General features: G+C 42.1%; 21 protein-coding genes. 12 read left to right on the forward strand and 9 right to left on the reverse strand.

Going from position 1 to position 22,862, the window contains the following annotated elements; all coding sequences use genetic code 11:
* Positions 1-25: 25 nt before the first annotated feature.
* The 3 genes from Q7J63_RS14930 to Q7J63_RS14940 all read right to left on the reverse strand — a co-directional run bounded on the left by Q7J63_RS14930 (position 26) and on the right by Q7J63_RS14940 (position 1,605).
* Complete coding sequence (locus Q7J63_RS14930; protein WP_304887258.1) at positions 26-148, reverse strand: CatA-like O-acetyltransferase; 123 nt, start codon at positions 146-148, stop codon at positions 26-28.
* Positions 145-651: a CatA-like O-acetyltransferase gene (locus Q7J63_RS14935; RefSeq protein WP_304887260.1), complete on the reverse strand. Its 507-nt coding sequence runs from the start codon at positions 649-651 to the stop codon at positions 145-147. The genes Q7J63_RS14930 and Q7J63_RS14935 overlap by 4 nt, the downstream gene beginning before the upstream one ends.
* A gap of 102 nt (positions 652-753) precedes the next feature.
* The gene (locus Q7J63_RS14940; RefSeq protein ID WP_304887262.1) at positions 754-1,605 is read right to left on the reverse strand and encodes a DUF2911 domain-containing protein; all 852 of its coding nucleotides are present in this window, start codon (positions 1,603-1,605) and stop codon (positions 754-756) included.
* A 218-nt stretch (positions 1,606-1,823) separates the two neighbouring features.
* Between Q7J63_RS14940 and Q7J63_RS14945 the strand changes: the two genes are divergently transcribed.
* Positions 1,824-2,744: a glyoxylate/hydroxypyruvate reductase A gene (locus tag Q7J63_RS14945; protein ID WP_304887264.1), complete on the forward strand. Its 921-nt coding sequence runs from the start codon at positions 1,824-1,826 to the stop codon at positions 2,742-2,744.
* Between the two features lie 10 nt (positions 2,745-2,754).
* Complete coding sequence (locus Q7J63_RS14950) at positions 2,755-3,597, forward strand: universal stress protein (RefSeq protein WP_304887266.1); 843 nt, start codon at positions 2,755-2,757, stop codon at positions 3,595-3,597.
* On the opposite strand, the gene Q7J63_RS14955 is transcribed toward Q7J63_RS14950, so the two are convergent.
* Positions 3,594-4,319, reverse strand: coding sequence for a tetratricopeptide repeat protein (locus Q7J63_RS14955; RefSeq protein ID WP_304887267.1), 726 nt, complete (start codon positions 4,317-4,319; stop codon positions 3,594-3,596). The two genes, Q7J63_RS14950 and Q7J63_RS14955, sit on opposite strands and share 4 nt — an antisense overlap.
* A gap of 299 nt (positions 4,320-4,618) precedes the next feature.
* On the opposite strand from Q7J63_RS14955, the gene holA reads away from it, so the two are divergent.
* The 9 genes from holA (at position 4,619) to trmB (ending at position 15,169) form a co-directional block, all read left to right on the forward strand.
* On the forward strand, positions 4,619-5,641 hold the full coding sequence (holA, locus tag Q7J63_RS14960) for a DNA polymerase III subunit delta (RefSeq protein WP_304887269.1): 1,023 nt from the start codon (positions 4,619-4,621) through the stop codon (positions 5,639-5,641).
* A 16-nt stretch (positions 5,642-5,657) separates the two neighbouring features.
* On the forward strand, positions 5,658-8,645 hold the full coding sequence (locus Q7J63_RS14965; RefSeq protein ID WP_304887271.1) for a tetratricopeptide repeat protein: 2,988 nt from the start codon (positions 5,658-5,660) through the stop codon (positions 8,643-8,645).
* 29 nt (positions 8,646-8,674) lie between these two features.
* A complete protein-coding gene (locus Q7J63_RS14970) occupies positions 8,675-10,339 on the forward strand; it encodes a TonB-dependent receptor (protein WP_236613182.1) in 1,665 nt (554 codons plus the stop codon).
* A gap of 92 nt (positions 10,340-10,431) precedes the next feature.
* Positions 10,432-11,148, forward strand: coding sequence for an SPOR domain-containing protein (locus Q7J63_RS14975; protein WP_304887274.1), 717 nt, complete (start codon positions 10,432-10,434; stop codon positions 11,146-11,148).
* A gap of 1 nt (position 11,149) precedes the next feature.
* The gene (locus Q7J63_RS14980; RefSeq protein ID WP_019600071.1) at positions 11,150-11,842 is read left to right on the forward strand and encodes a MotA/TolQ/ExbB proton channel family protein; all 693 of its coding nucleotides are present in this window, start codon (positions 11,150-11,152) and stop codon (positions 11,840-11,842) included.
* Position 11,843: 1 nt separating this feature from the next.
* Complete coding sequence (locus tag Q7J63_RS14985) at positions 11,844-12,236, forward strand: biopolymer transporter ExbD (protein ID WP_026333853.1); 393 nt, start codon at positions 11,844-11,846, stop codon at positions 12,234-12,236.
* A 6-nt stretch (positions 12,237-12,242) separates the two neighbouring features.
* Positions 12,243-13,208, forward strand: coding sequence for an energy transducer TonB (locus Q7J63_RS14990; protein ID WP_304887277.1), 966 nt, complete (start codon positions 12,243-12,245; stop codon positions 13,206-13,208).
* Positions 13,209-13,212: 4 nt separating this feature from the next.
* Positions 13,213-14,505: a folylpolyglutamate synthase/dihydrofolate synthase family protein gene (locus Q7J63_RS14995; protein ID WP_304887279.1), complete on the forward strand. Its 1,293-nt coding sequence runs from the start codon at positions 13,213-13,215 to the stop codon at positions 14,503-14,505.
* A 1-nt stretch (position 14,506) separates the two neighbouring features.
* Entirely contained in the window at positions 14,507-15,169 is a 663-nt protein-coding gene (gene trmB / locus Q7J63_RS15000; RefSeq protein ID WP_019600066.1) for a tRNA (guanosine(46)-N7)-methyltransferase TrmB, read from the forward strand.
* Position 15,170: 1 nt separating this feature from the next.
* Here trmB and Q7J63_RS15005 read toward each other — a convergent pair whose 3' ends face one another.
* The 5 genes from Q7J63_RS15005 to Q7J63_RS15025 all read right to left on the reverse strand — a co-directional run bounded on the left by Q7J63_RS15005 (position 15,171) and on the right by Q7J63_RS15025 (position 21,561).
* Complete coding sequence (locus Q7J63_RS15005; protein ID WP_304887282.1) at positions 15,171-17,510, reverse strand: hybrid sensor histidine kinase/response regulator; 2,340 nt, start codon at positions 17,508-17,510, stop codon at positions 15,171-15,173.
* Positions 17,511-17,651: 141 nt separating this feature from the next.
* Positions 17,652-18,530, reverse strand: a complete 879-nt coding sequence (locus tag Q7J63_RS15010; RefSeq protein ID WP_304887284.1) for a 3-hydroxyacyl-CoA dehydrogenase — start codon at positions 18,528-18,530, stop codon at positions 17,652-17,654.
* Positions 18,531-18,533: 3 nt separating this feature from the next.
* A complete protein-coding gene (locus tag Q7J63_RS15015) occupies positions 18,534-19,577 on the reverse strand; it encodes a phosphotransferase family protein (protein ID WP_304887286.1) in 1,044 nt (347 codons plus the stop codon).
* The gene (locus tag Q7J63_RS15020; RefSeq protein ID WP_304887288.1) at positions 19,574-20,782 is read right to left on the reverse strand and encodes an acyl-CoA dehydrogenase family protein; all 1,209 of its coding nucleotides are present in this window, start codon (positions 20,780-20,782) and stop codon (positions 19,574-19,576) included. The genes Q7J63_RS15015 and Q7J63_RS15020 overlap by 4 nt, the downstream gene beginning before the upstream one ends.
* 11 nt (positions 20,783-20,793) lie before the next feature.
* Positions 20,794-21,561, reverse strand: coding sequence for an SDR family NAD(P)-dependent oxidoreductase (locus Q7J63_RS15025; protein WP_304887290.1), 768 nt, complete (start codon positions 21,559-21,561; stop codon positions 20,794-20,796).
* A gap of 322 nt (positions 21,562-21,883) precedes the next feature.
* On the opposite strand from Q7J63_RS15025, the gene Q7J63_RS15030 reads away from it, so the two are divergent.
* Positions 21,884-22,852 (forward strand): zinc-dependent alcohol dehydrogenase family protein, encoded by a 969-nt coding sequence (locus Q7J63_RS15030; protein WP_304887292.1) that lies wholly within the window; start codon positions 21,884-21,886, stop codon positions 22,850-22,852.
* The last annotated feature ends 10 nt before the right edge of the window (positions 22,853-22,862 follow it).

The raw sequence follows: 22,862 nt of genomic DNA on the forward strand, positions 1-22,862 counted from the left end.
CTTGTTTTGCTTTAGTCCTTTTAGATTATTCTTGATTCATCAGGTTTTGAAATTTTTCCAGGAATTCTCCTACATGAGTCCCATCCATTAAGGTATGGTGGACATGAATGGCCAAAGGCATGACTTTTCTCCCCTCAAAATCCATCATTTTCCCATAGGAAATTTTGGACAGCTGTCCTTGAGGGCAAAGCTTCTGGCATGGGACAGGGACGAAAAATTTATCCATGGAAGGGTGGAATAATGGATCACATTTTCTCCAGACACAGCGGGTTGGAGGCCAGTGCTTTTTTGTACCCTTTCAATTTCTTTCTTCGCTGAAAGGTGAAAACTTTCAAAATCGGCATCATATTCCATATAGGAAAACCCAAAAGTACCATCCGGCCGGTTGATCGTCTGTGAAGCATTGGTTTTTTCATACACCAAAACCCGATGCTCTTGGATACGATACCGGAAAGGCCTTGCCTGGTTGGCTGCAACAAGAGAACAATGAAGATAATAAAGAAAAAAAGAAACTCCATGCTTCTTGCTGTAGGCGTGGGCCTTGGTGCAATCTAACTGAACAGTGACCCCAAAAAACGGTTCTTCAAATTGGCTGAAAAAACGAAAGTGGTCCTTTCTGGACCACTTTTCGATTTCTAATTCTTTGTACATTCTATAGGGACTTTAAATGAATTCAAATCATTTTCACTTCTCTTGGAAAAATATCATTGTATCCAATGGTCCTTGCCATATTCAATCCACAAAACCTATCTTCTATTTGATGGATTTGATCAAACGCTCATTGAGACTGACATAATCAGGGTTTTTTGCCTCCCTGGCCATTTCCATTGATTTTTTGGCGCTTTCTGCAGCTTCTTTTTTCATGCCAAGACCAAGTTCGATTTTGGCTTTGAGGTGCATGGTCCAATATTTCGGATCACTTTCAACAGATTTGGTAATCCATTCCAAAGCGGTATTGAGGTCTTTGCCGGTGGTGAAATAGTAATTGGCAGCTTGATAGTACAACCCTGGATTCTCTGGCTCTTTGTCGATGACCATTGCCTTGATTTCGGCCATGACGATCTCATCCACTTCGGTTTCTATCCTGAACTTAACTCTTGTATTTTCCCATTTGATGGAAAGCGAAGCCCCTGTATCGGTCATGTCCACGAAAGTGATTTCCATCGTTTCATATTTGTTTCCAGTTTTTCCCGGTTTTACTTTGAATCTGAAAACGTCCTCTTCTTGGTTGTATCCCACAGATCCCCAAAGTTTGGTGTTTTTAGAAAAAATGATTGTCCAATCGTTTTTACCCGGGATGGAATACAGTGCATAGGTACCTTTTGGCAAAGGGTTTCGTTCGATGCTGACATCAGTGGAAAATGTAATGAGGGTCGCGGCATTTGCGCCCGTTCTCCAAACCTCTCCAAAAGGGACCAGTTCCCCGAAAATTTTTCTTCCTTTCGTACTTGGTCGGCTGTATTCGACAGTGACATCGGTAAGACCAACTTTCTGGCTGATTTGAGCAGATGGGCTGGCCTGTGGCATTTGGATTTGTTGACCAATTCCTTCGATGTTAAGGGAAAAAATCAAGCTCATGAACAGTATGATGTATTTGGTTTTCATTTTTGTTGAATTGGTTTTGTTTTGATTATTGTTGCTTTTTAATACGCAAACTCAAAAATAACGGTTAAGAATTCATTTTTGGCTCCGATTATAATTAATTTTTCAGGGTTTAGATAAAAGGTGTTTATATTTAGACTAATGATTAACTAAATTGGCAGATGTCAACGTCGAAAAATTAGTCAAATACGAAAGATTGAAATTAAGGAATTTTAAAAAAAATGGCATTAGCAATTATAGCTCCAGGTAGAAATGTAGCGGTGTGGGTTGAAAACATCAAAAAAATAGACCCATCCATCACCGTTTATGTGTATCCAGAGATCATCGACAAAAGCGAGGTTGAAGCAGTAATGCTTTGGCAACACCCGAAAGGAATTTTAAATGATTTTCCCAACCTTAAACTCATCTGTTCGATGGGAGCAGGGGTGGATCATATCCTTTCGGATGAATCAATATCGCCCGAACTTCCCATTGCACGAATCGTGGACAAAAAACTGACGTTTTCCATGACCAATTACGTGATCATGGGAATACTCAATTACCATCGTCAAACCCTAAGATATCAAATCAACCAGAAAAAAAAGGTTTGGGACATGAGTCGACCGGAAATCCCCATCAGGGTAGGGGTTTTGGGAGTTGGGGAATTGGGTGGAGACGTGATCGACAAACTCCAGGCATTGAACATTGATGTGTCCGGATACGGTTATTCCCAAAAATCAGGCTTAACTTACCCCTACTATTATGGCAACCAAATCAATGAGTTTTTGAAGAAAGTAAACATACTGGTTTGCTTGCTGCCCTTGACTCCTCATACCGAAAATTACCTGAATCTGGACTTGTTCAAAAATTGCAGCAAGGGAACCTACCTTATCAATGTGGCCAGAGGAAAGCATTTGGTGGAGGAAGATCTCATCGAAGCCATTGAAAATGGCTATATTTCAGGTGCATTGCTGGATGTCTTTAGAAACGAACCACTTCCCAAAAATCACCCTTTTTGGGAATCAGAAAAAATCACCATCACCCCGCATATTGCCAGCGTCACCAATCCGGATGCCGCAGCTCCTCAAATCGTGGAGAATTATCAACGAATGAAGCTTAATCAATCACCTAAAAACCAAATTGATAGAAAAAAAGGCTATTAACTTAAAACCCATGAACAAAACTTTTACGATTATTTGTCCAACAGACTTCTCCGAATGTTCTTTAAACGCAATAGAATACGCTGCCAAATTAGGGGAAAAATACAATGCCGATTTATTTTTGGTTCATGTTCCCAATAAGGAGGATTATCAAAAATTGTCCTCAGGGACGATTGAAATTGATGATCAATACGGATTCATCAATAAAAAACTCCAGAATTTGGTACAAACCGTAAACGAGGAAAGTCTGACCAAAGGCCTCAAATCCTGCACCGCCGAATTTGTGGAAGGAAAAACAGTCGACACCATTTTGGAGTTTGCCGAATCCAAAAATGCAGATTTGATCGTGATGGGAACTGAAGGCGTCAATGACTTCAAAAAGAATTTCATTGGAACCAGAGCCAGCAAAGTAGTGGATCGGTCTTCCGTGGATGTTTTCCTTATTCCAAGAAAAGTGTATTTCAAAGCGCCCAGAAAATTTGTCTATGCCACTGATTACTTGGAAGAGGATAAAATCGCTGTCCAAAAGATAGTGGAATTGGCAGGTTTTTTTGAAAGCGAAATAGATATTGTCCACGTTGGAACCAAAATCAAAGTGATTGACAAATCGCTGCACTTGACCATGGTTCAGGAACTGAAGCCTTTCATCAGGTATGAAAAGATCAATTATGTTCTTAAATCTTACAGAGATGAACCTGGCTTGGGACTTGAAAATTATCTGATTACCTCAAAGGGAGATGTTTTGGTGACCTTGAGCACAAAAAAGAGCTGGTTTGACCAACTCTTTGCCCAGAATCTTTCCCGAAAAATGTCCTATTTCATCAATAAACCATTCTTGGTGCTCAAAACAGCTTAATCGGTTTTTTTCTTGAATCTTGATTTCACAAATTTTAAAAACTCGGCTCTTGTATTTTTGTCTCCGAGGACTTTTAAGAAGGTTCCAAGAAAATGCTGAAAAGATAATTTAGATTGGGTTTGTTGTTCATGCGCAGTATGATCGGCAAGCCCATTCTTTTTTTCAATGTTTTCCGAATCGGCTGGAATCTGGTTGATATCGCTGTTTGGATTCGGTTGTTTTCCGACCAATGCATCGGCTTTTTCAAAACTCTTTTTGGAAAAATCCACGTAACCGAGTTTTTCCTCTACCATTCCTTTGTTGTTGTATGCCACCGCATCTTCGGGATCCAGTTCAATCGCTTTTTCATAATCTTCGATTGCTCCTTGAAAATCACCGATTCGGTCCTTCAAAAATGCCCGGCTGGAATATCGGTAAGGATTCTTTGGATCAAGGTTCAGTGCCCGATCAAATTCCTCCAAGGATTCCTGATGTCTTTGCAGCAAGTGCAAAACCACCGCCCGGTCACTGATAAAATTGGTGTTGTAGGGTTCCATTTCGACCAAATAATCAAAATCCAACAAAGAAGCATCAAAGCGGCCCAACCTGGACAACACCCTGGCTCTAAAAGAATAGTATTCGGTATTGCCTTTTTCCTCAGCTATGCAATTGTTGATGACTTCCAATGCCTCCTCAAATTTCCCTTCACTGAAGAAAGCAACACCTTTATCGAATCTGCTCACGGTTTTCTGTTATTTGTTTATAGATAGACAAAAATAAGGCGGAGAAAGTTTAAAATAATAAATAGAGGTGGAGACTTTAACCCGTTTTATGCATTACCAATTCAATTCTAGCCTAAAAATGCTTTATAATCAGCCGGTTGTTTACTGTTATTGACTTCACCATATTGGTACTACTCATTATTCTCCAAATAGACTGATTTTTTTTGCAGTTTCCACCCCTAAAAGGAAACCGAATGCTTATTTCGGGTTTAACTTTTTAGAAAGTGAATTATTTTTATCTTTGACCTGAAAAAGCCCCTATGCCCAGCAAACCAGAAGACGTTTTAAAGGATATCAAAGCAGGGAAGTATGCTCCGATTTATTTTTTGCAAGGAGATGAACCGTACTTTATTGACTTGATTTCAGACCATATCGAAAAGCACGCCATCGCCGAACACGAGAAGGGATTCAACCAAATCATCATGTATGGCAAGGACAACCCCATGAATGTGATCCTGGGAAACGCACGAAGATTCCCGATGATGGCCGACAGACAAGTCGTGATCGTCAAGGAAGCCCAAAATATTCCAGATTTGGGAAAGGAATTGGGCGACAGTCTTTTGATGAATTATCTTCAAAACCCACTCCCAAGTACCATTCTTGTTTTTGCACACAAATACAAATCCATTGATGGCAAAAGAAAAATAGCAAAAGAGCTGGATAAAAAAGCCATTTTAGTCAAGACGGAGAAAATCCAGGAATGGAAGCTTGCCCCTTGGATCGAGGAATATATCAAAGACAAAGGTCATAAGATCGATACACGTACGGCGACTTTGCTTTCCGAGAGCATAGGCAACAACCTTGAAGTTTTGACCAATGAAATCGGCAAGATGTTGATCAATTTTTCCGAACCGACGGCCATTACTGCCGCGCACATCCACCAGTTTATCGGGATCAATAAGGACTACAACAATTTTGAGCTCACCAAGGCAATAGGGGTGAAGGATGTGATGAAGGCCAATAAAATCATTCATTATTTTGTGCAGAACCCCAAGGCACATCCCCTGATTCCGATGATTTCCCTGATCTTTAGTTTTTTCTCCAAAATCGCCCTGGTCCATGGCAATGCGAATTTGGCAGAGGCAGAATTGGCGAGATTGTTGGGCGTGCATCCCTTCTTTGTAAAAGAGTACAAAACAGCCTCCAGAAACTATCAATTGGGCAAGGTTATTGATTGTTTTGGGTACATCAAAGAGGCGGATTTGCGTTCCAAGGGCGTGGATGTAAATGCAGTCGAAAACTCCAAAATCCTCAAAGAATTGATCTTTAAGTTAATGCATTAATTTCCAAGCATCCATAATGAAAAAAACTCTTGTATTATTTTTGATGGTTGGCGCAAGTCATCTATCAATTGCGCAATCAAGCTTGCATCAAAACAGCACTTCCAAAACACTGGATGACAATTTTGAGCTTTATCAGAAAAAATTGTTCAGTGCCGCGCGATTCGAGTTCGAGTCTTTCAAAGAATCGGAACTTGATTCAGACCAAAAAATATACGCTGATTTTTACCATGCCATTTCTGCACTGAAAACAGAAAACCCAGGCGCGTCCGACTTGGTCTATGCTTTTATCCGAAACAATCCTGACCATCCCAAAATAAACGAGGCGGCCCATGTTTTGGGCAATTTTTTCTTTGACAGGAAAAATTTCAAAGAAGCCATTCCGGCATTCAAAAAAGTGAACATCGAAAAAATTTGGCCCGAGCAAAGAGCTGAAGTGCTTTTTAAGACTGGCTATTCCTATTTCCAACTTAAGGATAACAAAAATGCGCTGGTTTATTTTAACCAGGTCAAAGGGCAGGGGAGTGAGTACAGCCCGGATGCTTTTTACTATGCAGGCTTTATCGCCATGGAATCCGGCAATTATGATCAGGCCATCAAGGATTTTAGGGAAGCCGACAAAACACCTTTCTATGCCGGAAAAGTACCTTACATGCTTTCTGGATTGTATTACAGACAAGGATATTATGATGAGTTGATCGCATATGCTGAGCCTGTTCTCTCAAGTAGGAAAACCTTGGATAGAAAAGAGGAGATCCATTTGTATTTGGCTGAAGGCTATTTTGAGAAAAGGAATTTTGTCAAAGCTGCTGCCAATTACGATGCTTTTGTAAACGCAAGAAAAGGAGATCTATCCAGACCTCAGATTTATAAAGCTGGGGTTGCCCAATTTGAAACCCAAAACTATCAGCGGTCCACAGATTACTTCAAGGTAGTGGCTACCGGGGACGATAACCTTGCCCAGGTTTCCAGCTATTATTTGGGTCATGCCTATTTGAAATTAAACAATGCGCAGTTTGCCTCCAACAGTTTCAATGCCGCCTACAAAAGCGATGCAGATCCAAAGATCAAAGAAGAAGCACTTATCAATTATGCAAAGGTAAACCTTGAAAGAGGTAGTTTTCAGGATGCCGTAACCGCCTTGGATACCTACCTCGAAAATTACCCAAGGGGAAGTTATGCACAGGAAGCAGAGAATCTGTTGACCGATGCATTGGTCAACACCAACAACTACCTCAGGGCGATCGAACAGATCGAAAAAATGCCCCGCAAATCGGCAAGGATCAATGCGGCATACCAAAAGATTGCTTTTTACCAAGGATTGGTGTACTACAGGGATAAGCGCTATGACCTCGCCAACAACTATTTTGACAAATCGCTGAAGCAAGCCTCGGACAGAGATTTGGTTCTTCAAGCACATTTTTGGAAAGGGGAGAGTTTTGCGGCAAGGGAAAACCTTCCCCAAGCGATCAGCGCTTATGAAGCACTCCAAAAACTGAATCCCAGAGCAAATGACACTTATTTGATCAAATCCCATTATGGCTTGGGATATGCCTTTTTCAATTCCCAGCAATACGGCAAAGCGGAAGGCCAGTTCAAAGCCTACGTGGACAAAATGCAAGGAAATCCCGAAAAGGAGAATTATGATGATGCCCTGATGCGATTGGGGGATATCTATTATGTCCAGAAAAAATTTCCTCAGTCGTTGGCGGTTTTTCAAAGGGCCATTCAGGAAAGAAATGCCAGTATCGATTATGCCTATTTTAGGTCAGGGGTTTTACTCAATTTCCAGAGCAGGAACAGCGAAGCCATTTCGCAACTCGATCAATTGATCAATAATTATCCATCCTCTCTTTATATTGAAGATGCGATCTACCAAAAATCGCAGATCAATATGGAAGAAACCCAATATGCGCAAGCAAGGGATGGGTTTACCAGATTGATTTCAAGCAGACCCAACAGTCAATTCATTCCATTTGCGTTGGAAGGAAGGGCGATCGCCAATTTCTCTTTACAGAGCTATGACAACACGATCGACGATTACAAACGCATCTTGGAAAATCATCCCAATTCCTCGAATGCGGAAGCGGCTTTGGTCGGTCTCCAGGAGACATTGGCACTCCAGGGGAGATCAGGGGAATTTTCCCAATACCTCTCCAGATACAGAGGGGCCAATCCAGACAACAAAAGCCTTCAGAATTTGGAATTTGAGGCGGCCAAAAACCTTTTCTTCAGCAATTCTTTGGAGCAGTCTATCAAGGCCTTCAATGATTATCTCAGGAATTACCCGCAGTCTGGTTTGAAAGATGAAGCCACTTTCTTTATCGGAGATGCGCACTATCGATTGGGAAGGAAGGATCAAGCTTTGGCAAGTTTTTATGAAATAGACAAAATGAAAAATTCTCCAGAGCGTGCCAAGGCAATGCAAAGGATTGGTTCAATAGAATTGGAAAACAAAAACTATGCAAAGGCTTTGCCTTATCTAAGGGCGTCCGCCAAAAATGCGAGAAACAAAATCGAGGAGCACGAAGCCTACAGAGGCTTGATGAATTCCCATTATTTCACCAACGGTTTTGATTCCGCGGTATTCTATTCCAACCGGGTGATCCAATTGGGTAGCGTGACGCCTGATGCGATTCCCGAGGCGATGTTACTTAAGGGAAAAGCCTATAGAAAAGCAGGCAAGAACGATTTGGCAGATGATGCACTGATGGCTTTGGTCAATGAATACAAAACCGTTCAGGGTGCTGAAGGATTGTTTCTTTTGGCGGAGAGCTATCACCTAAAAGGCAACTTTGCGCAATCCAACGACGCGATCTTTGACTTTTCGGAACCCTTCTCAGCGCATGATTTCTGGTATGGAAAAGGCTTTCTTTTACTGGCCGAGAATTACATCAAACTGGGTGAGGAATTTCAGGCAAAAGCAACATTGGAATCCATCGTAGAAAGATCGACCAATGAAGAAATCAAAACAATGGCCAGGGAAAAATTGGCAAAACTCAAGTAGGATTTACCTGGAATTTAATGAAACAAAAAATGAACAATACGATCGTTTTAAAATATATACTGCTGATTGGATTTTCCGGATTGGCGCTAGTGACTCAGGCTCAGCAAAGGGGAGAAGTGCAAGATCAGGAGTTTATCATTCGAAAAGACAGGGTGCTGACACTGCCCAAGCAAGCGCGGAACTTTGAACGCATTCCGGTTTTGCCGACAGCAAAAAGCACTTCAACTTTTCAGTTTGACGTCAAATCCTTTTTTCTGAATATACCTCCCACGGATATCAAACCAGAGGCTGCCCAGAAACAATTCCCGAAAAGCAATGAGGAGCTCTATCCAGGTTTTGCGAGGTTTGGGTTCGGAAACTACAGTTCTCCACTTGCGGAAATCCGGTACAACAACTGGGAAGAAGGGGATTACAATTATGGCGTCAAGGTGAAGCATGAAGGATTTTACACCGGTCCAGTAGGGGGGAAGAATTCTGCAGAAACCCATACGCAGTTTGGTGTGGACGGAAGTCTCTTCAAGGATTATTTCCAACTTTACGGAGGGGTGGATTACAATAGGGACAAATACAATTTCTACGGTTACAATCCGGAAAATCCGAATTTGGAAAACTATATTCCAAATCAAAACACGCTCAACACGTTCAAGTTGAATGCCGGCATTCAGAACATCGAAAAAATGGCGCCTTTGAATTACAATGTTTCGATGAGCGCCAGGATCTTCAATGACAATTATCAGGCTTCTGAAAACGAATTTGCGATCAAAGGAAATGCGGAATATTGGTTCAATGACAAACTGAAGACAAAGGTCAATACAGCATTGTCCTTGACCAGCCCAAAGGATGTTTTTTATGGCAGTATCAGCCGCAATTATTTTAAAATCAACCCTTTTGTAGAATACAAATATGATGGGCTTAAGATACACGCAGGTGCCAATATCGTTTTTGAAAATGACATAACGGAAAACAAAAAAGCAGATTTCCATGTATTCCCCTCGCTTTTGGGGTCCTACATGTTAAAGGATGAATTCGGCGTTTATGCAGGTTTTGAGGGAGATGTGCTCAGGAACACCTATTATGATTTTGTGATGGAAAACCCATTTTTGGGCCCCAGCACCCAGCTGTTGAACACTATTCAAAACTTTCAGGTAAAGGCGGGTGTGAAGGGTGTTCTCAATGGCGAATTTACCTATGAAGCAGGAGTGAAGGTAGGAAAATACCAAAACATGCATTTCTTCGCCAACAGTGCCGCAGATAGCCTGCGGTTCAATTTATTGTATGACACCGATACTCGGGTTATCAACTATGGCGCAAAAGTAGGATGGGAGTACCAAGGTTGGTACAGACTATTGGCTGGAATCGATTATTACCAATATACTTTGGGTAGCCTTTCCATTCCATACCAGAGACCTGAGTGGGAAGTTTCTATCAACAACAATTTTCATCCTACCGAAAAATGGTTGATTCAGGCAAATGCCAATCTCATGGGAGGAATTCAAGGCTACAATTTTCAGACAGATACAGGAATGGATCTTCCAGCAATTATTGACATTCAATTAAAAGCGGATTACCAGATCACCGATAGGATATCCGCCTTTGTGGTGGGGAACAACCTGCTTAACCGGAATAACCAGAGGTTTATGAATTATCCTGTGAGGGGAATTCAAGGGATTTTGGGTGCTACCTTTAAATTCTAAAAAAGGGCCAAATCATACACCCTCATATTATTGGGGAATTGGTGCAATTGTCTTAGGTTTGCAGGTTGATTAGGGAAAAAATTAAGGCAAAAATGGATTCAGAAAACAAAGAGAGGGCAAAAGGAAAAGACTACGGTTTTCCATTCGTGGAGGTAGTTCCCGTGCGCCCGATATTGGATGAACCAACATTGGAAGCAATGGTGCCAATTGCAGAAATCTCTACAGAGGAAGCCAATCCGATAGAAATCAAGAGACCCGAAAAAGTTATTTCCAGACCGATGGTCTCTTTGGAAAAGAAGAAGAAAAGCCAGACACCGGTATTGTTGTTTCTTATTTTGTTCATGGTCATCCTAATGATGGCAATGGCATATTTCTTGTACTTTCTCCCGGATCAGCAAGAACGCGAAACACCCTCGATCACAGAAGAGATAGTTGTTGTGGAGGAGCCTTCCATTTTGTTGGAAGAAGAGGACGTGAAGGATGAAGAATTTGATACGGCACCAGCCCTTGAGGTCTTAGATGCTCCTGTAGAGGAGATCAAAGCAGGCGAAATCATTCTGATCACTGAAAAAGGCCAAAGGTCTAGTTTTCACATTATCGCTGGAAGTTTGCCAAACGAGCGGCTTGCAAGGGAAGAAGCCCAGAAATTATTGGCCAAAGGCGCTACCGTTTGGTTGATTTCACCCACCGGTGATACTAGAAATTACAGAATATCCGTTGGAAAGTATGATTACTTCCAATCTGCCACCGAGGCCTTAGAAAAAGCCAAAATGGAATTTGATGAATCTTTATGGATTTTGAAATATTAATATGATGCTACTGCAAACACTTTCCACTGACAATGAAATGGTCGTGGATAGCCTGTCCATGATGGACGGCTCCAAAGGAGATATTGGTCTCCTGGATTTATTGATCAAAGGTGGATACATGATGATTCCGCTCTATGCGCTGTTCGTGTTGGCGGTCTACATTTTTGTGGAGCGCTTGATCACCCTTAGGAATGCCGCCAAATCACCCAAACATCTCATGGATCAAACCAAGATACTGGTCCAAAGCGGAAAAGTAGACAATGCAAAATTCCTGTGCCAGGGAGAAAATACGCCCGTGGCAAACATGATTTCAAAAGGTCTTGAAAGGATTGGTAGCCCATTGAAAAACATTGAGGTAGCCATAGAAAACGTTGGTAAAATCGAGATTTACAAACTGGAGAAAAATCTGAATCTATTGGCTACCGTATCCGGGGCAGCGCCTATGATCGGCTTCTTGGGTACAGTTGCGGGGATGATCAGGGCATTTATCGGGGTAGCACAGGAAGAAGGGATGGTTTCCCCCAAACTCCTTTCTACGGGTATTTATGAGGCCATGATCACGACGGCGGCCGGATTGGTCGTAGGTATTATTGCCTATTTGGGTTACAATTACTTGGTTTCCCAAGTATCGAAACTCATCCATAGCATGGAATATACCACCATAGAGTTTTTGGACATGTTACAAGACAAATAAAATGGCACTTCAATCCAAGAATAAAATAGAATCAAGCTTCAGTATGTCATCAATGACAGACATCATCTTTCTGTTGTTGATTTTCTTCATGCTGACTTCTTCATTCATTACCCCATCTGGCTTGCCTATAAACCTTCCTTCAAGTGAGGCCTCGGACATTATCATGCAAGAAGTGACCGTGACGGTAACCAAAGACTTGCGTTTTTCCGTTAATGACAAAGTAGTCGGCAGGGATGCCATCAAAAGTGAATTGGCGGTCTTACTGGCAGGAAAGAAAGGGCAAGTGGTCTTGCATATTGACAAGGAAGTTCCGGTGGAATACCTTGTTGAAATTGGAGGAATTGCAGCCGGTTTAGAGGCGAACGTGTCCATTGCAACAAAACCATTTAAATAACATTTGATGCAAGTTTGGGAATCAAATAAGGAAGAAAACGACAACAGGAGGAAAGCCTGGATAATTACTACCGTGATCAACGTGTTGGTCTTGGTGGCGATCTATTTCTTGGTGGTTTGGAAGCAACCCATTCCGCCACTCCCTCAGTTTGGATTGGAACTTAATCTTGGTTTTTCAGACCTGGGAAGCGGCAGTACACCCACTACCGCTCCTCCATCTGCTGTGCAATCCACCAATACTGAGGCTCCAGCACCTGGAGATCCTGCACCCACACCCGTTGAAACCGCTGTGCCGGTAGCCCAACCGAAAACCGAAGCCGCCAAGCCCAAAAGCACTCCGGCCAAGACAACCTATGAGGCAAAATCCAAAACGGCAAGCCCGATAAAAGGAGCAGAAAAAGCAAACACAGCGACAAAGGAGCCAAGTCCCGTAAAAAAAGAAACACCCACACCCGTAACCACTCCAGCTACCAGTGAGGCTGCGAAAACAGCTACTAAAGCGGAGGAAAAACCAAAAGTAGATCAAAGAGCCATTTTTGGAGGTGGCGGCACTACTGGCAAAAGCACCCAACCTGCGGCAGGAAGTGCCCAAGGTTCTTCTACCCAAAAAGGCGATGAAGGCAAGCCTCAAGGTACGATCGATGGTCGTGGCTTGATGGGGCCAGGAGGTACAGGAGAAGGCAAACCAGGTCCTGGAGCAGGCTATAATCTAGATTTGGCAGGATGGGATTTTGCTTCCCGACCCAGTATCAACGACAATGTTTCCACCCGAACAGGAAGAATTGTTTTCAAAATCACCGTGGATGACAATGGAAAGATTGTTCAAGCCATTCCCTTGGAATACAATGTTTCCAATGAGGTTTTGGCATATTACAGGACGGTCGTAAACCAAGTTACTTTTAAACGTCAAAGCGGTAACCCAACTGCAGAATACTCATCGGGTAAAATCACTTTTGTCATCAAAGTAGATTAACGGAATGGATTATCCCCAAACCTTGGACTACTTGTTCAATGCTTTGCCCATGTTTCAACGCATAGGTGGAGCAGCTTTCAAAAAAGACTTGAGCAATACACTTGCTCTGTGTGACCTTTTGGGGAATCCTCAGAATCAATTCAGGAGCATCCATATCGCAGGTACCAATGGCAAGGGGAGTTCATCCCATGCCATTGCTTCCATTCTCCAAGAAGCCGGCTTTAAGGTTGGTTTGTATACTTCTCCGCACCTCAAATCATTCACAGAACGGATCAAGATCAATGGAAATGAAATTCCTGAAGAAGAAGTGGTGGAGTTTGTGGCAAAAAACAAACAATTTTTTGAGGAAAAACAGCCAAGTTTTTTTGAGATGACCGTCGGTATGGCCTTTTGGCATTTTGCCAAAGAGAAAATTGACTATGCGGTTGTGGAGGTAGGCATGGGTGGAAGGTTTGACAGCACCAACATCATCCATCCCATACTCTGTTTGATCACCAACATTGGGTATGACCATATGCAATTTTTAGGAAACACACTCCCTGAAATTGCTGGTGAAAAAGCCGGTATCATCAAGGAAAATGTGCCCGTGGTCATTAGCCAAAGACAAGAGGAAACCAGCCCCGTTTTCATTGAAAAGGCAAAGGCCATGACCGCCCCATTGTATTTTTCGGAAGATTTTTATCATGTTGAAAAACAAAAAGATAGCCCTATAAACATCAATAGTTTGTTTAAGGTTTTAAAGGATGGAAAACCTGAATTCCTTGAAATGGATCTCCATGGGAATTACCAGGCCAAGAATCTTGCAGGTATTTTGAAAGCCACTGATGTACTCCAGAACATGGGCATTTCCATTGAAGAAATTCATGTCAAAAACGGCCTAAGGAATATTGTTGAAAATACGGGGTTGAAGGGTAGATGGCAGACGATTCAGGAGCATCCTAGGGTGATTTGCGACACGGGACACAACGAAGATGGCATCAAGTACATTGTTGAGCAAATCGCTGAAGTCCCTTATGATCATTTGTTTATGGTGATAGGTATGGTAAATGACAAAGATGTTTCCAAAGTGCTTTCGCTCTTGCCCAAAAAGGCTGAATACTTTTTTTGCCAAGCCAAGATTCCAAGGGCGATGCCTGCAGATGTCCTTTATGAACATGCAACGAAGCAGGGATTGATCGGAAAGGTCGTAAACGATGTAAATGAGGCGATTGGAATCGCCAAAGCAAGGGCCAATAAAAATGATTTGATATTTATAGGAGGCAGTACCTTTGTGGTCGCCGAAGTCAACGATTTATAAAATGAGTAGGAATAAGCTTCAGAGATACCGGGAAAACCTAGACAACAAAAATGTAGTCCAGCCCGGAAAGGAAATTTTTGATAATATCAAAGGCAATTGGGGTTCCGATCAATTTGAAAACAACAATCCCATCGTGGTGGAATTGGCCTGTGGGAGAGGTGAATTTTCAGTTGGTTTGGCAGCTGTATATCCAGACTTAAATTTTATCGGGGTCGATATCAAAGGATCCCGTTTATGGAAAGGGAGCAAAATCGCAATTGAGCAGGGATTGGAAAATGTTGCATTTCTGAGGGCACAAATTCAACTTTTGGACAAATATTTTGAGAAAGATGAGTTGAGTGAAATATGGATCACTTTTCCCGATCCCTATGTAAGAGAGGGTGATGAAAAACGACGGCTTACCTATCCAAAATTTTTGGAGATGTATAAATCCATTTTGAAAAAAGAGGGGATTGTTCATTTCAAAACCGACAATACGCCACTTTTTGACTATACCCTTGGCATCGTGTCGGAAAGAGAGGACTGTGAAATTTTAGCAGAAACCTCGGATTTTGACCAATCCGAATGGAGAGACGAACATTTTGGGATCAAAACAAAATACGAGAAGATCTTCAGTGACAAGGGAGAAAAGATCAAGTACCTCAAGTTTAGGTTTAAGGATTAGATTATCTATTTCCGGTTTCTGTCAAAGCGACTTCCTTGGCTTTTAGGCAGGCATTGATCTTGGTGTAGAGCTCATCTTTATCCAAGGGTTTGGAGATGTATTCATCCATTCCCACCTCCATAACTTTCCTCTTTGCCCGGTCTGTTGCATCAGCGGTCACCGCGATAATCGGGATATTGATCATCTTTTCCCCACATTCCCCTTTTCGGATCGCCAGGGTAGCCTCATATCCATCCATTACAGGCATTTGAAGATCCATCAAAATCAGGTCGAATTTATGGGTTTTTATTTTCTCTAAACACTCCAAGCCATTGCCGACGATTTCAAAGGGGAAATGTTTCCATTTCCGAAGCGTGGATTTCATCACCAATTGATTGACAGGATTGTCTTCCACCACCAAGATCAATTTTTCTTCCAGTTCCAAAATCTCTTTTTCAGGGGTCTTTGCCAATGTTTTTTCAAGCAATGGATATGGTAGATCATAAGGGATTTCCAGGCTTACCCTTGTTCCTTTTTCCTCCTCACTTTCCAGGGATACCTTACCGCCATGCAGCTCCACCAAATTATGAACAATGCAAAGGCCCAAGCCAAAACCACCGAACTCTCGTTTGTCATCTAATTGGCCCTGAATAAAAGATTCAAAAATACTGTCCAGCTTTTCTTTTTTTATCCCAATACCAGTGTCTGAGATTTCCACTTGGAGATTAACCGATTTTTCGGAGGTTACACTTGAAAGAATCTTCATTTTAACTTCCCCTGAGGCCGTAAACTTTATGGCGTTGTTGAGAATGTTTTGAATGATTTGCCGGGTTCTGGCCAGGTCCCCAATCAGGGTTTTAGGCAAATTATTGGATTCCTCAAAGATGAAGGTCAATCCTTTGTCCCTGCATTGTTTCTCATAATTCGATTTTATCTCGCGCAGGAGTTTATAGAAATCAAAAGACTTAATTTCCAGTTTCAGCTCCTTTTTTTCGATTTTGGAGAAGTCTAGGATATCGTCAATGGCCCCGAGAAGACCAAGGGAAGAGTATTGAATTACTTGAAGGTCTTCTTTTACATTCTCGCTCATTGTACTCTCCTGGATCGATCTGGACAAGCCAATTATTGCATTGAGAGGGGTACGGAGTTCATGGCTGATGTTGGAAAGGAAGAAAGTTTTGATCTGATTTGATTCCTGCGCCCTAAACAAGGCTACTTCTTGAATTTTTTCCTTTTCGGATTTCAAAAGTCTTATTCTGTTGGCCATCGAAAGAGAAAGAAATACAATTTCCATTCCAGTGCCCAATTTCGAACTGTTTTCGGTAAGAAAGGAATTCGGAATTGCACTGAAATTATTGAGTAGAAACACAAGAAATCCCAGGAAGAAACAGAGTATGCCGATGCTGAAGAAAATGTCCGGTGCCTTTTTAGTCCAATATCCCAAAAGGAGGGAATACACAATCAGGAACAAAAGGATGAATCCAAGAATATTGACGATTGGGTAATACAGTGCCAATCCCTTTTCTATGAAGAAAATGGACGCCAACAATAAAATCAAGGCAATGGATAGTCCATTGAAAGCGGTGTTGAGTTTAGTGCTAATTTCTTTTGCCTTTAGGTAGGTTTGGGTGTATCTCCCAAAAGCCAAAGCTGATAAGGTTGCGAAAATCAGTACAGAATGCCTGGAAAACCATCCCGCACCAGGCGCGAAGTATTGGAAAAAAAAACCATCCAGCGCCAAGTGCAACAATGCGACAGAAATTACATATGCCACATAAAGAAGAAAACTTTTTTCCTTTATGCCGAAATAAAAGAATAAATAGATGACCCCTGCCAAAACCAATACGCCATAAAAAATCCCAAATATGAGTTGATCAAAATAGGCACTTAAAATCAGGCTGGTTTTGGTATGGAGTTGAAGAGGAAGGTTGATGACTTCACCATCACTCTGATAATGCAAGTAGTAGGTATATTGATTTCCCGGCGCCAAGGAAATTGGAAAAATGATTTTCCGGTGGGGGAAACTCCTTTCTTTGAATGGAATGAGGTCCCCGTTTTTCATTTGTACCGTATCTCCCGTGGTGGAAATAAAGTACAAATCCACCTTGTCCGTGATGGGTCTGCCGGTTTCCAAATAAAATTGAAGATCTTCATCACTTTCGTTGTGAAAGGAAAATTTAAGCCAATATTTATCGGTCGTAAATCCCAAATTGGTGTTGGCACCTTGAATGGGTTGAAATTCTAAGCTACTTTCCTTGTCCAGCAATTCGCTGAGAGACAATTCCTCATTTCCAACATTGGCGATTTTGGAAAATTCAAAGATGGAAACCGGGGAAGACCCGGCGTCATCTTGAAGCAACATTTGACTGTATCCATTTTGGTTTGCAAACAGGAAAAGTCCTATCGCAAAGAAAACGGAGAGGCTTAGGGTTTGGAAGTTGGGTGACAAATGAAATTTGGGCTAAGATTTCAGATAGCCACGAATCTAATCCAAAAAAAGGATTTATCTAAGAAAATCCGCATCTCTATAGGACGGTTTTGGATAAGAATAAAATCCCTCACCGGATTTTTCGCCCAATTTTCCTGCATCGATATACGTTTTCAACAATGCCGCAAAGGCTTGTGAGGATTTGTCTGGCATATTCCGTGTCACATGCCAGGCAGTATCCAATCCAACACTATCCAATATCCCAAATGGACCCATCGGCATGTGGAAGTTCACCATCCAAGATTTATCGATATCGGAAATATTCGCCACATCATTCGTCAGGAGTTTACCGGCAGCACCCACAAAGGCCATCAGCATGGAATTGAATATATAGCCATGATTTTCCTTTTTGACCAATACCGGCACTTGGTTCAGGGATTTTCCGAATTCTTCCAAAAGGGGAATTAAGGTAGGGTCTGTTCCCAAATGAGGCATGATGTCCACCACCCGGGAATAAAAAACATCATGAAAATGGAGTGCACAAAATTTCTCTGGCCTGCCTGTAAATGAAGCAAACATAGAAGGAAGCAGGTAGGAAGTATTGGTGGTGAAAATGGTTTTTTCAGGGGCAATTTCTCCAAATTGAGTCCATACTTTTTGCTTGATTTCCACATCCTCAAGCACACTTTCATTGATAATATCTGCTTCATTTACCGCTTCTTGTGCGTCTAATGTGAAGTGAATTCTATTCATGGAATCGGTTGAATCCTCCTTGGTGACTATGCCTTCCTTTTCAAGTTGGTAAAGTATTTTGGACATTGTTTTTTTAGCATTTTCAAATGCATTGGGATCGATGTCATATACTGTCACTTGATAACCAGAAATGGCGGATTGCAGGGCAACCCTGCTTCCGAGGTTACCGGCACCGAGAATGCATACTTTTTGTATTTCCATGGTTTAGATTGTATTGGTTTGAATGCTGGTCCAAGCGGTTTTTCCACAGGCCTTGACCACATGGATCAAAGCTGAAAATCTTGGGTCCCTCGCAAATCCCATTTGAAAACGCTTATAGATTTGTTGGGCAATTACCCCCACTTTAAAAACACCAAAAATATAATAGAAAAGAATGTGCTCAAGATCCAAGTTGCTCTTTGAGGCATAATAGGCAATCACCTCAGCCTTGGTGAAATTCCCGGAAGGATAGCTGAGGTTGAACATTTTAAGGATTTCCGGATCACCTTCTTCTGCCCAATAGGCCAAAGTGGTACCCAAATCCATCAATGGATCACCAACCGTAGCCATTTCCCAATCCAAAACCGCCCTGATTCCGGGATTCTCAGGACCTCCGAGTACAAGATTGTCATATTTGTAATCATTGTGGATAAATCCGATGTTTTGCGCTGAAGGCAAATTCATTTTCAACCATTCAGATATCGCGCTCATTTCCGGGATGTCTTCAGTCTGGGAGTTGAAGTAGCGCTCGGACCAACCGGAAACTTGCCTTTCTACATAGCCTTCCGGTTTTCCAAGCTGATCCAGCCCAGATTTTGAAAGCTCCAATTGATGAAGTTCCAGCAAAACATCGATGCTGTTTCTGGAAAGTTTGCTGAAAAATTCTTTGCTGAGCGGTTTTCCTTCTGGCAATTTATTTCTGAGGATCAAACCATCCACTTTTTCCATGATGAAAAATGGAGCGCCGATGATGGACTCATCTTCGCAACAAAGAATGGGCTTTGGAATTTTTGAATAGCCCGCTTTTTCCAATCCTTCCAAAATCCTATACTCCCGCACCATATCATGTGCCTTGCTGATTTTAAGACCAAAGGGCGGACGCCGCATAACATAGTTTCCTTGATCGGTTTTGATTTCAAAGGTGAGATTGGAAAATCCCCCTTCAAACCTTTCAATCGCCATTTGACTGGGATTCAGGTCCAGCTTTTCTGCTAAAAATGGAATGATATTATCCAATTTCGAAGAATCATGCGGTAGGGAGGTACTCATGGTTTTGAATAGGATTTTAGAATGCGACGCGCCAAGACTGATTTATGGACTTCGTCCGGACCATCGTAGATCTTGGCTCCACGTTCGTGTCGGTACCAAAAGGAAAGCACCGTATCATCGGTGATACCCAAAGCTCCATGGACTTGTATCGCCCTGTCGATTATTTTCATCATTACTTCGGACACAAAAAATTTGATGGTGGATATATCTTCCTTTGCAGATTTTGCACCGAAGTGTTGGATTTGGTAAGCCGTTTCCAAAACCAACAAGCGTGAGGCCTTGATATCCGCTGCACTTTCAGCTATCCAGTTTTGGATCGTCTGCTGAGAGGATAAGGGTTTGCCGGGATCCAACTCTCTGTCCAAAGCCCTTCTGCACATCAGATCCAAAGCTCTTTCACAAATGCCGATCCAGCGCATACAGTGGTGGATTCTTCCTGGACCAAGCCTTTCTTGTGCCAAAGCAAAGCCTTGCCCTTCCTTTCCGATCAAATAACTGGAAGGAACCCTACAATTCGTGAAGGTAACTTCTCCATGTGACATGTAATCATCCCCGATATCGCCCATGATGGGTATATTCCGGACCAGTTGATAGCCTGGATTATCCAAGGGCACCAGGAGCATGCTTGCTCTTTGGTAGGGATTTGGGTTATCGGGGTCAGTAATGGCCATGACGATCGTGAAATTTGCGCCATCAGCGGAGGAAGTAAACCATTTGTGCCCATTGATCACGTACTCATTTCCTTCAAGGATGGCACGTGTGGATAGATGTACCGGGTTGCTACCGGCATTGTTGGGCTCGGTCATGGCAAAGCAACTGCGGATATCACCACGTTGCAGAGGCACGAGGTACTTTTCCTTGAGCATTTCATTGGCAAATTGATGAAGCAATTCCATGTTGCCAATATCAGGTGCCTGACAATTGAATATATAATGTCCCAAGGGGCTTTTTCCCAAAACTTCCGAAATCCTTGCAAATTCCATCAATTCCAATCCAAGACCACCTTCATGCAGACTAAGGTGCGGAGCAAAAAGGCCCTCTTTTTTGGCGATTTCCCTTAGTGCTTGGAGTCTAGGCAAATTGGACTTGAAGGATCCATAAATAATTTCTTTTTCGATCGGAAAAAGGTGTTTTTGAATAAACAGATCATATTTGGGTACTAATTCTTCCACTTTTTTTGAGGAAGAGCTGCTTGAATATTGCATTAAATATTGGGCTAAATTGTAAAACCACCATCCGCTGTCAGGACTGCACCCGTGGTGTATGAGGAAGCAGAAGTTGCCAAGAACAGTGCCATTGAAGCGATCTCGTCACTGGTGCCGATTCGTTTGATTGCGAGTTGCTTGATCATGGATTGCATAATTTTGTCATTGCTCCAGAGGGCTTCTGAAAATTTGGTTTTGATCAATCCCGGGCACAATGCATTGACTCTAATCCCATGGTCGCCCCATTCTTTAGCAAAAACCTTGGTCATGGAGATAAGTGCTGCCTTACTGACACTGTACATTCCCAAGCCCGGTTCTGGTGAAATGCCGCCAATCGAACTGATGTTGATGACAGATGCTTCCGCTGATTCCCTTAAATAAGGGAAACAAAGCTTCATCAATTGGAAGGGAGCTTTGAGGTTGACATCCATGATTTTTTCATAAGCTTCCAAACTTGTGTCATGGATGGGGCCAAAAATAGGATTTGTGGCTGCGTTGTTGACAAGGACGTCAATTTGGCCATATCTTTCAACCGTCTTATCCACCAGGAGTTTCAATTCATCAAAATTCCCAACATTACAGGCAATTCCTGAAACTTCATAGCCTCTGTGCTTCAATGACTTGGCCATTTCATCCAAAGCCTCTTGGTTTCTGCTGCTAATGACCACTTTGGCCCCTGCCGCGGCAAAAACTTCAGCAATGCTTAACCCTATGCCTTTACTTGCACCTGTGACCAAGGCGACCTTTCCGATCAGTGAAAATACAGTTGATAAATCCATAGTTTAAAGGTTTCCGTTATTTGTTTTAAATTAAAGTTCGATTCCAATGGGAAAAAAAGAAGAAAAATCTGTTCCAAATCTCAAGATAAAGAATATCCTTTTTAAAGACTATTGGCGTTCCAAAAATATATTATGCATACCGAGTATTTTTCCTTAATTTGATGAATTGTATTGATATGGATTTCATATGTATCCCAAAATCATTTTCAGTCAATGACTGGATTGGATGATCCAAAAATTCATTTTCATGCCGTTGTGGTTTGTTTTTTATAAAAAAAAAAATAAACATTAGTCAAAATTTTATAATCAAAAAATGAGCATTATGAAGCAGGTAATTTTTCATGAAGTTGGGCTTCCTCAGGAAGTTCTGAAATATGAGGAGACTGATATCCCTCAGCCAAAACCCCATGAAGTAAGAATCAAGGTGACGGCAAGAAATATCAATCCCTCCGATATCATGTTTATTAGGGGAATGTATGGCATCACTCCCAAACTGCCAAGTAGCGCTGGGTTTGAGGCGGTGGGAATAGTCGATGCCATGGATGAAAAGGAAACTTTGGCCTTGGGAACCAAGGTGATATTTACGGCTTTGGGAACTTGGAAGGAATATGTAACGGTTCCCGTACAATCAGTCATTTCAATTCCTGAGGAATTGCCGGATGCGGTAGCCTGCCAGGCTTTTGTCAATCCACTTACAGCTTATGCGATGCTGGAGACCAGTGGTTTGGAAGAAGGCGACTGGCTTTTGGTCACCGCAGGGGCTTCTGCTTTCGGGAAGTTGGTGATTCAGATGGCCAACCAAAAAGGCATAAAAGTGGCCTGCACGGTCAGAAGAGAGGAACAAAAAGAAGTGTTGATATCGCTGGGCGCATCTCTTGTGATCAATACAGAAAAAGAAAAACTTCAAAAAGTGATTATGGAAAAAACAGGGGAGGGGGTCGCCGTTGTTTTTGATGCCGTAGGTGGAATTCTTGGTGCGAAAGCCTTGGCATGCCTCAAAAACAATGGGAAAATGATGGTTTTTGGATTACTGAGTCTCGAAAATATTCCCTTGAACAGCGGACTCCTCATTTTCAAAAATCTAAAAATAGAAGGCTTTTGGTTGACCTCCTACATGGAAAGTATCAATCATGAGCAAAGAGAGATTGCCTTCAAGACCGTATTGTCCCATCTTTTGTCTGAAAAAGTAAAGGTGGATGTTCAGGCAATTTATCCCCTGAACGAGTTTCTCGAGGCAATCAAGGAGTATGAAAAAGGAGGGAGGAATGGCAAGGTGATTTTAGTTTCCTAGTGCTTTGGAT

This window comes from Rhodonellum sp., assembly GCF_030656585.1.
Classification (GTDB): Bacteria; Bacteroidota; Bacteroidia; order Cytophagales; family Cyclobacteriaceae; genus Rhodonellum; species Rhodonellum psychrophilum.